Annotated in this window: 12 protein-coding genes and 1 tRNA gene; 6 read left to right on the top strand and 7 right to left on the bottom strand. The window is 67.3% G+C overall.

The annotated features are described in order from the left end of the window. On the bottom strand, window positions 1–165 hold a 165-nt coding region (locus tag KAY22_RS16965), incomplete at its 3' end, for an AAA family ATPase (protein ID WP_296624515.1). A gap of 154 nt (window positions 166–319) precedes the next feature. On the opposite strand from KAY22_RS16965, the gene KAY22_RS16960 reads away from it, so the two are divergent. After that, window positions 320–1,882 (top strand): hypothetical protein, encoded by a 1,563-nt coding sequence (locus KAY22_RS16960; RefSeq protein WP_296624514.1) that lies wholly within the window; start codon window positions 320–322, stop codon window positions 1,880–1,882. 6 nt (window positions 1,883–1,888) lie between these two features. Here KAY22_RS16960 and KAY22_RS16955 read toward each other — a convergent pair whose 3' ends face one another. Beyond that, the gene (locus tag KAY22_RS16955; protein ID WP_296624513.1) at window positions 1,889–2,758 is read right to left on the bottom strand and encodes an alpha/beta hydrolase; all 870 of its coding nucleotides are present in this window, start codon (window positions 2,756–2,758) and stop codon (window positions 1,889–1,891) included. 97 nt (window positions 2,759–2,855) lie between these two features. Here KAY22_RS16955 and KAY22_RS16950 point away from each other — a divergent pair, with 97 nt between their 5' ends. Then, a complete protein-coding gene (locus KAY22_RS16950; protein WP_296624512.1) occupies window positions 2,856–3,281 on the top strand; it encodes an OsmC family protein in 426 nt (141 codons plus the stop codon). 103 nt (window positions 3,282–3,384) lie between these two features. Here the strand turns inward: KAY22_RS16950 and KAY22_RS16945 are convergent, their stop codons facing one another. Next, window positions 3,385–3,603 carry a hypothetical protein gene (locus KAY22_RS16945; protein ID WP_296624511.1) on the bottom strand — a complete coding sequence of 73 codons (219 nt, stop codon included), beginning with the start codon at window positions 3,601–3,603 and terminating at the stop codon, window positions 3,385–3,387. Between the two features lie 197 nt (window positions 3,604–3,800). Here KAY22_RS16945 and KAY22_RS16940 point away from each other — a divergent pair, with 197 nt between their 5' ends. The 4 genes from KAY22_RS16940 (at window position 3,801) to KAY22_RS16925 (ending at window position 8,177) form a co-directional block, all read left to right on the top strand. Beyond that, window positions 3,801–5,093 carry a homoserine dehydrogenase gene (locus KAY22_RS16940; protein ID WP_296624510.1) on the top strand — a complete coding sequence of 431 codons (1,293 nt, stop codon included), beginning with the start codon at window positions 3,801–3,803 and terminating at the stop codon, window positions 5,091–5,093. A 97-nt stretch (window positions 5,094–5,190) separates the two neighbouring features. After that, window positions 5,191–6,165 (top strand): class II fructose-bisphosphatase, encoded by a 975-nt coding sequence (gene glpX, locus KAY22_RS16935; RefSeq protein WP_296624509.1) that lies wholly within the window; start codon window positions 5,191–5,193, stop codon window positions 6,163–6,165. A 93-nt stretch (window positions 6,166–6,258) separates the two neighbouring features. Then, complete coding sequence (recJ, locus tag KAY22_RS16930; RefSeq protein ID WP_296624508.1) at window positions 6,259–8,025, top strand: single-stranded-DNA-specific exonuclease RecJ; 1,767 nt, start codon at window positions 6,259–6,261, stop codon at window positions 8,023–8,025. 76 nt (window positions 8,026–8,101) lie between these two features. Next, window positions 8,102–8,177 (top strand) — tRNA-Glu (locus tag KAY22_RS16925). Window positions 8,178–8,212: 35 nt separating this feature from the next. On the opposite strand, the gene KAY22_RS16920 is transcribed toward KAY22_RS16925, so the two are convergent. The 4 genes from KAY22_RS16920 to KAY22_RS16905 form a co-directional block, all read right to left on the bottom strand. Further along, complete coding sequence (locus tag KAY22_RS16920; protein WP_296624507.1) at window positions 8,213–10,039, bottom strand: AsmA family protein; 1,827 nt, start codon at window positions 10,037–10,039, stop codon at window positions 8,213–8,215. A gap of 55 nt (window positions 10,040–10,094) precedes the next feature. Further along, window positions 10,095–10,580 carry a pyridoxamine 5'-phosphate oxidase family protein gene (locus tag KAY22_RS16915; RefSeq protein WP_296624506.1) on the bottom strand — a complete coding sequence of 162 codons (486 nt, stop codon included), beginning with the start codon at window positions 10,578–10,580 and terminating at the stop codon, window positions 10,095–10,097. Window positions 10,581–10,665: 85 nt separating this feature from the next. After that, a complete protein-coding gene (locus KAY22_RS16910; RefSeq protein WP_296624505.1) occupies window positions 10,666–12,930 on the bottom strand; it encodes a CHASE2 and HATPase_c domain-containing protein in 2,265 nt (754 codons plus the stop codon). Then, window positions 12,881–13,473: hypothetical protein (locus KAY22_RS16905; protein WP_296624504.1), on the bottom strand; the 593-nt coding region annotated here is incomplete at its 5' end. The genes KAY22_RS16905 and KAY22_RS16910, both read right to left, overlap by 50 nt.

Here is a 13,473-nt window from a genome sequence, read left to right as displayed (position 1 = left end):
AACCAGCCCGCTATCGGCCCGCGCGCCGAGGGCGAGGCCGAGCGAATCGAGCAGGATCGACTTGCCCGCGCCGGTCTCGCCCGTGAGAGTCCCCAGACCGGGGCCGAACTCCAGATCGAGCGCTTCGATCAGCACGACATCCCGGATCGCCAGCGTGGTCAGCATGGGACATGTGTAGAACAGCCGCGATAAAGCGCCAAGGGTGGATGTCGATGGCTGCTGATCGCCGCGCGCTTTGGGGGAGGGGCTTTCGCGGATCCTGACCCGACCCTATAGCAGGACAGGAAGCGACAGAGCGGGGGCGGTTGTGCGGTTGTTCATGAGGCGTCTCGCGGTTCTCGGCCTTGCGGGGGCTGCCTGTGCCGCGCTGGTCGCCGTTACCCGTTATGACAAGATGTCCGCGCCGGGAACGTCCTTCGGTGACAATGTCATCGCCGCGCCGGCGACCGCCGCCGCACCGCTGCCGAAACAGAAGACGGCTTTCGGCATCAACCTGTCCACCGTCGCTTATTGGACCGCCGAGCGTTCTTTCATGAACCTCGCGGCGGGCGGGGGCTGGAGCTCGATCATGGGCGGATGGTCGGAGATGCCGGCCAGTCGCCTCGACCCGCGCGGGACCGTCCTGTCGCTGCGTTCCGGCGAACAGGCGGCGCTGGCGCTGACCCGCCCGCCGCGCAGCTATGACGCCGATCTGGCCGTTCGCTGTACCTATAAGGGGCAGGGCAAGGTCGCGGGGGTTGCGACGTTCAACCTGCGCGCTAGTCCGGGGCGGATCGACTTCACCTGGCGACCCGACGTACGGACGGCCTATTTCAAGATCGAGGAAACCAACCCCGCCGATCCGATCCGCGCGATCGACTGCCGCGAGGCGGATGCCGATCCGCGCGCGCTGTTCGATCCCGCCTTCGTGAAGGAATTGTCGGCCTATAAGGCGGTCCGTTTCATGGACTGGTCGCTGGCCAATCTGAACGAGGCGGGGGACTGGTCGCGCCGTACGCCGGCGGACGCCTTCATCCAGCAGTCGCGGCAGGGCGTCGCGGTCGAGCATATGGTGGCGCTCGCCAACCAGGCCGGTGTCGATCCCTGGTTCACGCTGCCGTGGAAGGCCGACGCGGTCTATGTCGCCAGCTTCGCGCGCTATGTGCACGAGCATCTCGATCCCAAGCGCACCGCCTATATCGAGGTCGGTAACGAGATCTGGAATCTCGACTTCCCCGCTGCGCGACAGGCGCGCGACGAAGGCGTGAAGCTGCGCCTGTCGGCCGACGAGAACGAGGCGCGCATGCGGCGCTATGCGCAGCGGTCGATCGAGGTCTTCACCATATGGGAGCAGGTTTACGCCGACCGGCCCAAGGGGATCGTCCGCATCCTTTCGGGGCAGAATGCCTGGCCCGGCCTCGTCGAATATGCCCTCAACTACAAGGACATGGTCAAGCATATCGATGCGCTGTCGAGCGCGCTCTATTTCGCCCAGACCGTGCTTGCTGATCCCAAGACGCCGACCGCCGATCTCGGCCCGATCTTCACAGCGATCGATGCCTCGATCCCGGAGACGTTCAAGACCGCGCGGCAGTTCAAGCAGATGGCCGATGCCAGGGGCCTCCGATACATCGGCTATGAGGGCGGGCAGCACGCAACCTATAATGGCCCCGACAAGACGTTGATGGAGCGGCTCAACCGCGATCCGCGCATGGGCGCGGCCTATCGTCGCTTCCTGACCGGCTGGGACCGCGAGTTCGGCGACCTGCTGATGCTCTATCACTCGACCAGCCCGATCGGCACGACGATGCATTTCGGCATGGCCGAGCGCAGCGGACAGCCGCTGTCGGAAACCCCCAAGCGCAAGGCCGTGCTGGACGCGATCGGCGAACTGCCGCGCTGAGCGGAGCTATTTTGCCGTCACCCGCCGCGCGAAGGCGGTGACGTCCTTCAACACCGGAACGTCGCCGCGAAACGGCTTGGCGAGTGCGGTGACGATTCCGACGTGGCCGGTTTTGGGATAGACCTTCAGTTCCGAGTCCGCGCCTGCGGCTTTCAGGCGGCGTGACAGGTTGATCGAATTCTTTGGCCAGACCGTGCCGTCCTCGCCGCCGTGGAGCAGCAGGGTCGGCGGAGAACCGGCGGTGGCATAGCGGATCGGCTGGGTCTCGTCCGCGCGGGGCCAGGCGCCGAAGGTCCGTTCGACGACATCCCCCTTGAGCGGCAGGAAATCATAGGGGCCCGCGAGCCCCGCAAAGCCCCGCACGGCGGAGCGGTCGGCGCCCAGCCATTGCGGGTCGAGCGCCAGCATAGCGGCATTGTATGCGCCTGCCGAATGGCCGACGAGGACGATCCGGTCGGGGTCGCCGCCATATTGGGCGGCATGCGCGCGCGCCCAGCGGACGGCGGCGGCGCAATCCTCGAGAAAGCCTGGAAAACGGACCTCGGGCACCAGCCGATAATCCGGCACGACCGTGACGAAGCCCTGTCCCGCCAGCGCGCGGCCCGCGAAATGATAGCCTTCGCGGGTGCCGTCGGCCCAGGAGCCGCCATAGAAGAAGATGATCATGGGCAGCTTATCGCCGCTGCGCGTAACGGGGGCATAGATGTCCAGCATCCGGCGCGGTCCCTCGCCATAGGCGACGTCGCCCGCGACCTTGCGGCTGCTTGCATCCTTGGGCATCACCGTGTCGAAGGTGCGGAGCGGCGAGCAGGCGGCGATCGCCAGCGCCCCGCCCAGAACCAGGGCGAGTCCCGCCACCGTGAGTTTCGTCATCATCCCTCCGCACATATCCGATAACTGGCACTACGCCAGCCGGGCCGTTTCGGTTGCGCCGCGCGTTGTCGCGCCGAACCCATCATGAAAGGAACTCCAGATGATCGTTCGCAGCGGATCCGCCACCTATTCGGGCCTTGGCAAGGACGGGAAGGGCCATGTCTCGACCCAGTCGGGCGTACTGTCCGACCAGCCCTATGGGTTCAACACGCGCTTCGGGGATGGCAAGGGCACCAATCCCGAGGAACTGATCGCCGCCGCCCATGCCTCCTGCTTCACCATGGCGCTGAGCTTCGCGCTTGCCGGTGCCGGCTATACGGCGGGCGAGCTGAAAACAGAGGCGAAGGTGTCGCTCGACAAGGACGGCTCCGGCTTCAAGGTGACCCGCTCGGCGCTGACGCTGGAAGCGCAGGTCGATGGCATCGACGATGCTGAGTTCGGTCGTATCGCCGACGAGGCCAAGGCCAATTGCCCGATCTCCAAGCTGCTCAACGCCGAGATTACGCTCGACCGCACGCTCGTCTGAGCTGTTGCACATGAAAGAGGCTCCGGCGGTACGCGCCGGAGCCTCGATCGATATGGTGAAGGTTAGGAAGGGGGGGAGGGCGGTTACCTAGCCCAAGCCTTGATCAGCGCTGCTGGTCGCGGTCCGGAAGGCGATCCTGACGATCGGCTTCCTCGCGGCCCGCCTGGCCGCCCGAGGACTTGCCGTCCTGCTCACGGCGCTGGTCCTGTCGCTGTTGCTCCATCTGGCCATCGCGCTGCTGGTCCTGCTGACCCTGCGAGCCGCGACCCTGATCCACCTGCTGCTGATTGCGGTCGTTGCCGCCCTGGCGATTCTCGCCCATGGCATCATCTCCTGTGATCGTCCCGGAAGCGGGATGCAGGGAGAACCGACGGGCCTGAGCCTTCGTTCCTGCTTATTCGCTCAACCGTTTGAAAATACGATATTATGTCTGCGAAACGACACGCGCATCATTGCGGGCGTTGCGAAGCGGCGGCTTGCCCCCTAGGACGCGGGCGTCATTTGAGTCAGGGGATAGCTATGTCGCAGCCGTTGAGGGTGGCGCTCGCGGGACTAGGTACGGTCGGGGCCGGGGTCGTCAAGTTGATCGACGAGAACCGCACGTTGATCGAGCGCCGTGCCGGTCGTCCGATCGAGGTCGTCGCGGTTTCGGCGCGCGATCGGTCGCGCGATCGCGGCATCGATCTGGCTCGCTTCGCCTGGGTCGACGACGCGACAACATTGGCCGCCGCCCATGACGTCGACGTCGTGGTCGAACTCGTCGGCGGCGCCGACGGTCCCGCGCTCACGCTGGCGCGCGAGACGCTGGCTGCCGGCAAGCCCTTCGTCACCGCCAACAAGGCGATGATCGCGCATCATGGCGTCGAGCTGGCGACCATTGCCGAGAAACAGGGCGTCGCGCTGAAATACGAAGCCGCCGTCGCGGGCGGCATACCGGTGATCAAGGGGCTGCGCGAAGGCGCCGCCGCCAATGTGATCAGCCACGTCTTCGGTATCCTCAACGGCACCTGCAATTATATCCTGACCGAGATGGAGGAGAAGGGCAGCAGCTTCGCCGACGTCCTCGCCGAGGCGCAGCGGCTGGGCTATGCCGAAGCCGATCCCAGCTTCGACATCGACGGTGTCGATGCCGCGCACAAGCTATCGATCCTCTCCAGCCTCGCCTTCGGCACGGCGGTCGACTTCGCATCGATCGCGATCACCGGCATCCGTCACGTCATCGCGGCCGACATTGCCGAGGCTGCTGCTCTGGGCTTCCGCGTCCGGCTGGTCGGTCATGGTGAGGCGAGCGACAAGGGGCTGTTCCAGCGCGTCCATCCCTGCCTGGTCCCGCTCAGCCACCCGCTTGCCCATGTCTCGGGCTCGCTCAACGCGGTGGTGGCGCATGGCAATTTCGTCGGCCAGCTGTTCTTCCAGGGACGCGGCGCGGGTGAGGGGCCGACCGCTTCCGCCGTGGTCGCCGACCTGATCGACATCGCGCGCGGCGAGACCGGCCCGGCTTTCGCCATGCCCGTCGCAGCCCTGGCCACGCCGGCTCCGGCGCCCGCCGGCGACCGTCGCGGCCGTGCCTATCTGCGTTTCACCGTCGCCGATCGTCCGGGCGTTCTGGCCGAGCTGACGGCGGCGATGCGCGATGCCGGCGTCTCGATCGAGAGCCTGATCCAGCGCGGCGCGTCCGACGACGGCAATGTCCTGATCGCCATGGTTACCCATGTCGGCCCCGAGCGTGCCGTCGTCGACGCGCTCGACCGGCTGGAGGGCTCCCAGAGCCTTGCCGGCAAGCCGATGCTCATGCACATTCTCGACGACTGATCGCAATCGCGGGCCCGGCCGCGCCGGGCTTCTCGACATTGTAACCGGCCTCGCCTAAGCGCTTCGGCCGAACGAAAAGCAGAAAAGGCATTCCTTGATGGTGAAGGCAAGCAAGGCCCTCGACCGGGTCCTCGTTCTGGAGATGGTGCGCGTTACCGAGGCTGCGGCGATCGCCGCGTCGAAGCTGATCGGCCGGGGTGACGAGAAGGCGGCCGACCATGCCGCCGTCGAAGCGATGCGCGAGGCGTTCAACGGACTCGAGTTCGACGGCACCGTCGTGATCGGCGAGGGCGAGCGCGACGAAGCGCCGATGCTCTACATCGGCGAGAAGGTGGGCTCGGGCATCGGCACCGGCCCGAAGATCGACATCGCGCTCGATCCGCTCGAAGGCACCACCATCACCGCCAAGGCGGGTCCCAATGCGCTGGCTGTGCTGGCAATCGCCGAAGAGGGCGGCCTGCTCAACGCGCCCGACGTCTATATGGACAAGCTGGCGATCGGGCCGGGCTATGCAGACGGTATCGTCGGCCTCGACCGCAGCCCGACCGAGAACGTCAAGGCGCTGGCCAAGGCCAAGGGTGTGGAGCCCGACGAGATCATCGCCTGCGTGCTCGATCGTCCGCGCCACGAAAAGCTGATCGCCGAGCTGCGCTCGCTCGGCTGCGGCATCGTCCTCATTCCCGACGGCGACGTTGCGGGCGTGATCGCGGTGACCAACCCCGACACGACGATCGACATCTACATGGGTTCGGGCGGTGCGCCGGAAGGCGTGCTCGCGGCGGCGGCACTGAAGTGCGTCGGCGGCCAGTTCGAAGGCCGGCTGCTGTTCCGCAACGAAGACGAGAAGGCGCGTGCCCGCCGCTGGGGCGTCACCGACTTCGACCGCATCTACAAGCTCGACGACCTGGTGAAAGGCGACGCCATCTTCGCCGCGACCGGAGTCACCGACGGCTCGCTGCTCGAAGGCGTCAAGCGCCGCGCCAATGGCCTGATGACCACCGAGAGCGTGGTGATGCGCGCCTCGTCGGGCACTGTCCGCTGGGTCAAGGGCGAGCATCGCAAGACCCGCTGATCCGTTCCGGACAAGCGACAAGGAACAAGGGGGCGTCCACCATATCGGAGGGCGCCCTTTCCTTTGGGGGCGGCAAGGCGCTAAGGCATCGCGATGCGATCCCCCGTCCTCAATGTCACCCGTTCGATCCTCGGCCAGCCCTGGCATTGGCGGGGCGGAGCGGTCGACGGAATCGACGCCAATTTCGAGGCTGACGACCTTGTCGCCCAGTTGCTGCTTGCGCGCGGCTGCCCTCGCGACGGCATCGAGGCGCACCGGACGCCGACGATCCGCGCCTTCATGCCCGACCCGTCGATCTTCCGCGACATGGACCGCGCTGCCGAGCGCCTTGCCGACGCCGTGCAGGGCGGCGAGAAGGTCACCATCTTCGGCGACTATGATGTCGATGGCGCGACGTCTGCCGCGCTGCTGATCCGTCTGCTGCGGATGCTGGGGCTGGAGGCGGGTGCCTATATCCCCGACCGTCTGATGGAAGGCTATGGCCCCTCGGGCGAGGCGCTGCTGCGGATCGGGGAGGGCGGCTCGCGCCTGATCGTCACGGTTGATTGCGGCGCACAGGCGTTTGAGGCGCTCCAGCTGGCGAGCGACGCCGGGCTGGAGGTGATCGTCGTCGACCATCACAAATGCGCCGTCGCCCTTCCGCGCGCCTTCGCGCTGGTCAATCCGAACCGCCTCGACGAGGAGGAGGGCGCCGCGCATGGCCATCTGGCGGCGGTCGGGGTCGCCTTCCTGCTGGGGGCAGCGCTGATCCGCGTGCTGCGCCAGCGCGGCTGGTTCTCCTCGCGTGCCGAGCCGCGCCTGATGGACCTGCTCGATATCGTGGCGCTGGGCACCGTCGCCGACGTCGCCTCGCTGCGCGGGCTCAACCGGGCGTTCGTGGCGCAGGGGATCAAGGTGATGGCTGGCCGGCGCAATATCGGCCTCGCCGCGCTGATCGAGGCGTCGCGGCTGGAACGCGCGCCGACCTGTACCGATCTGGGCTTCGCGCTCGGCCCGCGCATCAATGCGGGTGGACGAGTCGGCAAGTCCGATCTGGGCGTACGCCTGCTGACGACCGAGGACCGGGACGAGGCGCGGACGATCGCAGCCGAGCTCGACCGCCTCAACGAGGAACGGCGCGCGATCGAGAAGCTGGTCCAGGAACAGGCGGAGGAACTGGCCGACCGGCTGGCGAACCGCTCGGTCCCCGTCGTGGCGGGGACGGGCTGGCATCCGGGCGTGATCGGCATCGTCGCCGGGCGGTTGAAGGAGAAGCTCGGTCGCCCGGCGCTTGTCATCGCGCTCGACGAGGCAGGAATCGGCAAGGGCTCGGGGCGCTCGATCTCCGGCGTGGACTTGGGGGCGGCGATCCTTGCTGCGAAGGACATGGGTCTGCTCGTCGCGGGCGGCGGCCATGCGATGGCGGCGGGGGTCACGGTGGCGCCCGGCGGGGTCGACGCGCTGGCCGACTTCCTCGACGACCGCCTCGCCTCCGACGTGTCGCGCGCGCGCGACGACCGGGCGCTGCTGCTGGACGCCGTGGTGGCGCCCGGAGGGGTCACCCCGTCCTTGGTCGAGGCTTTGGAGGCCGGAGGCCCCTATGGGGCCGGCTGGCCTTCACCGCGCATCGCAGCGGGTGCGGTGCGGGTGATCCGTGCCGATGTGGTCGGCAATGGCCATGTCCGCACGGTGGTATCGGGCCGCGACGGTCGCTCGATCAAGACGATCGCCTTCCGCGCCGCCGACAACGCGCTGGGCCAGTCGCTGCTCGGCGCGGGGCCCGACCGGACCCTGTGGATTGCCGGCCGACCGAAGATCGACGACTGGGGCAACCGCCCCGCCGCTGAGCTCCATGTCGAGGATGCGGCCTGGGCCGACTGAGATATTTGCACAATATCGACGAACCGCCCTTGACCATCTCCGGCACCTGCCCTAATCGGCCCGCCACACGCTGCACGGCCCCATCGTCTAGCGGTCTAGGACGTCGCCCTTTCACGGCGAAAACACGGGTTCGAGTCCCGTTGGGGTCACCATCGTCAAGCAGGGCATGTACTCGGACGAGTTCGCTCTAGCCTACCGCCATCGCCCGCCTCGCCAGTATGGCGCACGCAGCATCCGCCGCGACTGGTTCCTTCTTCCCGTCCATCGCCCGGCCGATGCTTTTCAGGATGGTCTTCACCGGCCCGCCCTCGGGCAGGGCGATCTCGGGCTGTTTGAGCGTGCCGGCGATCGTGATCGGGCCGTGCAGCTTCAGCGCGCTGTCCTGTTTCGCGGTGCCGCGCATCACCAGCATCATGCGTTCGCCGTTCAGGTTCACGCGGCCGGTGATGTCGGTGCGGGCGCGGGTCGTGTCGATCAGGATCGGATTGGCGGTGCCCATGCCGCGGCGCACGTCGAGGCGGACGACGGCGCAGCGCAGGCTGGCCTGCTTTGCCTTGTCGAGCGTCAGCCCCTTGAGCAGGTCCTGCCCCAGCAGCGCGGCGGTGCGGGCGGGGAGGGCGCCGTCGCGGGCGACGAGGCTGACATGGCCGTCCGACCGGGCAATGGCGGCGCGGATCGTGCGGCCGGTGCCCGTCAGCCGCATCCGCCCGTCGAGCCGCCCGTCGACCTGCGTGTTCGGCGCGAAGTCGATCAGCCGGCCGTCGTCGAGGTCCAGAGCTAGTCTCATCACCGGGCGGCCGCGGCGCTGGTCGACGCGGATGCTGCCGGTCATCGCGCCGTGGCTCAGGCCGAGCTTCAGGTCGTCGATGCGAAGCAGGCTATGCTGCAGGTCGAGCGTGCCCGTCAGCGAACGGAAGGGGGACGGGCCGGGCCACAGCAGCCGGTCTGCCCGGAGCGTCAGCCGCCCGTCGGTGCGGGCGACCTTGCGGAGGTCGATCGCGGTGTCGGGAATCACGCGCGGTCCCGCCTTTGCGCGCTTGGCGGCGGCGATCGCCCGGCCATGTGCGTCGGACAGGTCGTCAAAGTCGAACTGGCGCGAATGGACATCGCCCTCGATGATGCTGCGGCCGTCACGCTTGCGGATCGTGGCGCCGCCCGCAATATGCGAACGCCCGATGCTGCCGTTGAGGTCGCTCACGGTCCAGTCCGTGCCATCGCGCCGCGCCTTGGCCGACAGCTGTACGGGTTGCGTTCTCGGCAGGCCCGCTTCGATGATGGCGTCGACATAGGACAGATTTGCCGCGCGCGCCGTGACCGTCAGCGCCATGTGGCGCAGGTCTAGCGGGCGATCCATCTGGCCCTTTGCGCGCATCGTGAGCGCCTGCCCGGCAATGTCGGCCTGGAAAGGCCAGGCGGCGGTGCCCGTCACGGCGGGACCGGAAGCGGTCATCCGTACCGGGGCACCGAGCACGGTACCATTGCCGTCGAGCTTCAGGCCACCCGGGCCGACGGCCAGTGCAGCGTTAAGGGTGCGATCGCGTTTGGCGTCGCGATAGATGAGGCGGCCATCGGTGATGCGGAGCCCTTCGATCATCGGGCCGCCGCTGCCAGAAGATGTCTTTGTCCGCGTTCTCTTCCAGCTTTCGCGGCCATCGGCTGAGCGTACGAAATCGAGCCGCAGCCCTTCGACCCGCACATTGCGCAGCCGCGTCGATCCGATCAGGAGGGCGGGCAAGGACAGATCGAACTCGGCCTGCCGAATGGCGATGGTCGATCCAGATCCGGCCCAACTGGCCTGCGGGACTGAGAGCCCGCGTATTCGCAGGCGTGGGCTGAGCGAAAAGCTGTTTACCCGTTCGAGCGCCGCGAGTTTTACCGGGCGGCCATAATGATCGGACAGACGGCGTTCGGCCTCCCCCCGGAGCATGCTCCAGGGGAAGGCCGCGACGCCGATGACCACACAGGCCGATAGAGCTGCCGAGCCGATGAGCGCGGTGCGAACCGCCGGCTTCAAGCGACGCCCCGCTGGTCGGGGCGGGCGGACGGTTCGATCATCGCGCGCTATCGGATCAGCTGTTGACGGCGGTGGTCGAGACGCGGGCGTGGCTGCCCTCTTCGCTCGGATCGACCTTGGCGCCGAACAGCATCTTGATCTTGCCGGTCAGCGACATGTCGGCTTCCCACAGCTCGGCATCGGCGATGTCGAACCGCAGCAGCGCCAGATTGGGATCGGTCTTCCCGCCCGGGAACCAGCTCTCGACGGGCTTGGACCACAGCTTGTCGATCATCGCGGGATCATTGTCGACGGTCGCGGTTCCCGACAGACAGGCGAAATAATCCTGCCCCTTGGACACGAACTGGACCATCGCCGCGCCACCCCGGGCAAGGCGATTGTCGCGGCCGATGAAGAAATAGAGGCGGTCTACCTGGTCCTTGTCGAGCATCACCGTCAGCGGCTCGGAATGCTGATTGTCGCCGGTCAGGCCCGCCATCACGAAGGGTCCGTCGCTCATCTTCTTCCAGAGCGTTTCCTTCAGCTTGGTAACGTCGGTCATCACGTCTCTCCTCCAGTGTCGGTAGGGAGAACGAAAGGATGTCGTCATGGTTGCGTCGCCGCACAGAAGGTGACGGGCGCGCTCGTCATTCGTCGGCGAAGGGGTCGAAATCGCTCTTGCGCAGATCGATGGTGAAGGTTGTGCCCTGCCGCAGTTTGCTGTCGCAGGAAATGCGCCCGCGATGCCGCCCGATGACGGTGCGGACGAAGGCGAGACCCAGGCCGATCCCCTCCCGCGATCCCTGCTGGAAGCGCTCGAACAGGCGCGCATGTTCCTCCTCGGTCATGCCGATCCCCTGGTCGACGATCGCCAGGATGATGCGCCCGTCGCGCTCGTCGAGCACGCAGCGCACGTTCATGCCCTCGTCGCTATATTTGATCGCATTGCCGACAAGGTTCATCACCGCGCGGGTCAGCAGCTGCCGGTCGCCATCGACCATATGGGGCATGTCGTCGGCGCCCTCGACGACGACCTTGATCCCGCGCGCGCGCGCGGTGGGCCACAGCGCGTCGGCCGCGTCGATCGTGACATCGTTCAGGTCGATCGGCTCCAGAGAAAGGGGCTTGGCCTCGGCGCGAGCCAGCTGGACGAAATCCTCGGCGAGTTGCAGCGTGTGGGTGGCTAGATTCTCTATCCGTGTGGCGATCGCTTTGGGTATGCCGGTTTCGGGCCCGCGCAGCAGCGAGAGGATTGCCGACTGCGGCGCGCGCATGTCGTGGCTAAGCAGCTGTAACGCCTCCTCGCGATGACGCTCGGCCTGTTTAAGCGGGCTGATGTCGACCACGCGAATGATCCAGCCGACGTGCGTGTCGGCCGCGTCGCGCTGCGCCACATAGCGTATCTCGAAGCTGCCGCCGTCCTCGGTCACCGCTTCGCCCGCGCCGGCTGCCGGGGCCTCGGGCGCGAAAGGGGAGATATGGCCGGCATCGGCCGAGCGGAAACACTCCATCAACACGCGGGCATCGCCGCCGGGTTCCGCGCGAAGGCCGAGGCGGCGGGCGAGGCGGCGTCCCTCGACGTTGGACAGCGCGAGCCTACCGTCGAGCGCGGTCACGTAGACCGCGTCGGGCAGGCGGCCGATTGCATCCGACAGGAAGCGCCGAAGGTCGCGCAGCCGGTCGATCGCGTTGCGCAGCATGCTGGTCTGCACGGTGATCTCGCGCTGTACGCCCGATCGGCGCTGACCGGGAAGAGAGTCGCTCTCGGCCTCCAGGATGCGCAATTCTGCGGTCATATAGCCGCTGATCGCGTTCAGCCGCCGCCAGCCCCAGGTCGGATAGACGAACAGCAGCCCGATCAGCGCGGCCGAAGGGGGCAGCCAGATGTTCAGGAAGGCGAACAGACCGATGCAGAGCAAAGGCAGCGCCACGAGCAGAAAGAGCGCCAGATTGGCATTGTCGCGCGGACTGAGCCGCAGGAAGGCGAGGAGCATGATCCACAAGGCGAACAGGCTGGTGGCGAGCACTGCCGCCTGCGAGGCCGGGGTGATCGCTTCGCCTCGCAGCAGGGCATCGAGCAGTTCCGCCTGGATCTCGACGCCCGGCATCTGGCTGGTGGTTCCCGAGGTGGGGGTGGGATAGCTGTCACCCATGCCGTCGGCGGTGGCTCCGATCAGGACATGGCGACCGGCGAGCAATTCGGGCGGAACATGACCCTCGATCAGGTCGACGAACGATATGGTCCGAATATGCCCTGCGGCGCCGCCATAGGGGATGAGTACCGGCCGCGCCTGCCACAGGCCGTCTTCGCCCGGCAAGGCCCCCTGCGGCTTCAGACCCGCCATCAGAGCGGCCAGCTGCAACCAGGAGCGACCCCGCCCGCCTTCCTCGAGATAGGCGCGCCGGATGACGCGGTCGCCCTCGAAATGGAGATTGACCTGAGCGATGGCGGCGGCCGCATCCTTCAACGGACCCGCCGGCAGCGCTATCGCGTAGGGCGCGCCATTGGGGCCGGGCACGTCGATCACCATCGGCAGATAGTTGGGCGAACGACGCACGGCAGCGGCGAGGATGTCGTCTTCGGCGGTCGGTTCGACGAACAGCACGTCATAGCCGACCGCGCGCACTTTCGCGTCGGCCAGCCGATCGAGTGCGGCCGCGTGAAGGCTGCGCCGCCAGGGCCAGCGGCCCAGCGCCTGAAGGCTGCGATTGTCGATGGCTATGATGACGATGTCGTCGGGCGGCGGGCGGCCCGATGCGGTCAGCGCATTATCATAAATGATATGGTCGAGCCGCTCGGTCAGCCGTCCCAGCACAAGGGCGACGACGAGCGCGGTCGCCACCAGCGCGACGGCGACCCACTCAGCGTAGAGGCGTGGAGGCGGTGCCGTCTGCGCTGATCGGTTGGGCATTGCCGCTCATCGATGCTCGGGTAGGGGACGGAGCCCGATCGGCAGCAGCGCCGACATGGGCATGGCGCTCCTCGTCGACCCGCGACCAGGGCAGGTCGAGGGTGCCGACGCGCTGGCCCAGCGCATAGGTTGCCGGCAGGCCTTCCAGCCCGTTCTCGGCGATCGCGGACAAGCGGATGAAGAATTGGGTGCTGGCCAGATTTTCAAAACTGATCGTCGGCGCGTCGGCGGTCGAATCCGCGAACACTGCCTGGAAGCCGATGTCGGTCGCCAGCTGGAAACGATATTTGCGCGCACTGTCGACGGGCCTGGCGGTGATCAATACGCCACCGGTCGGCGTCTGCGCCACGGCATCGAGACCAGGCGGGGGGAGCAGGGCGACAGGTTGTTCGACGCCAGCCGGCGTCGCGACCACGCCATAGCCACGCGGCACCTGGACGCCCTCTTCGTCCTGCGCATCCTTGCCGACCTCGACCGCGCCGCCGACCACCTCGGTCAGAGCCTTTTCGCCGCTTTCGTCCAGAGCGACGCGGAAATCGGTAC

The organism is Rhizorhabdus sp. (assembly GCF_018006725.1).
Classification (GTDB): Bacteria; Pseudomonadota; Alphaproteobacteria; order Sphingomonadales; family Sphingomonadaceae; genus Rhizorhabdus.
Note: the sequence above shows the minus strand (reverse complement) of the source record. Positions and strands in the feature narration are given on the sequence as shown.

What these genes read in the sequence shown, in the direction of transcription:
- KAY22_RS16960 (WP_296624514.1), top strand. Translation starts at nt 320, where the DNA reads ATGAGGCGTCTCGCGGTTCTCGGCCTTGCGGGGGCTGCCTGTGCCGCG.
- KAY22_RS16955 (WP_296624513.1), bottom strand. Translation starts at nt 2,758, where the DNA reads ATGATGACGAAACTCACGGTGGCGGGACTCGCCCTGGTTCTGGGCGGG.
- KAY22_RS16950 (WP_296624512.1), top strand. Translation starts at nt 2,856, where the DNA reads ATGATCGTTCGCAGCGGATCCGCCACCTATTCGGGCCTTGGCAAGGAC.
- KAY22_RS16945 (WP_296624511.1), bottom strand. Translation starts at nt 3,603, where the DNA reads ATGGGCGAGAATCGCCAGGGCGGCAACGACCGCAATCAGCAGCAGGTG.
- KAY22_RS16940 (WP_296624510.1), top strand. Translation starts at nt 3,801, where the DNA reads ATGTCGCAGCCGTTGAGGGTGGCGCTCGCGGGACTAGGTACGGTCGGG.
- glpX (WP_296624509.1), top strand. Translation starts at nt 5,191, where the DNA reads ATGGTGAAGGCAAGCAAGGCCCTCGACCGGGTCCTCGTTCTGGAGATG.
- recJ (WP_296624508.1), top strand. Translation starts at nt 6,259, where the DNA reads ATGCGATCCCCCGTCCTCAATGTCACCCGTTCGATCCTCGGCCAGCCC.
- KAY22_RS16915 (WP_296624506.1), bottom strand. Translation starts at nt 10,580, where the DNA reads ATGACCGACGTTACCAAGCTGAAGGAAACGCTCTGGAAGAAGATGAGC.
- KAY22_RS16910 (WP_296624505.1), bottom strand. Translation starts at nt 12,930, where the DNA reads ATGCCCAACCGATCAGCGCAGACGGCACCGCCTCCACGCCTCTACGCT.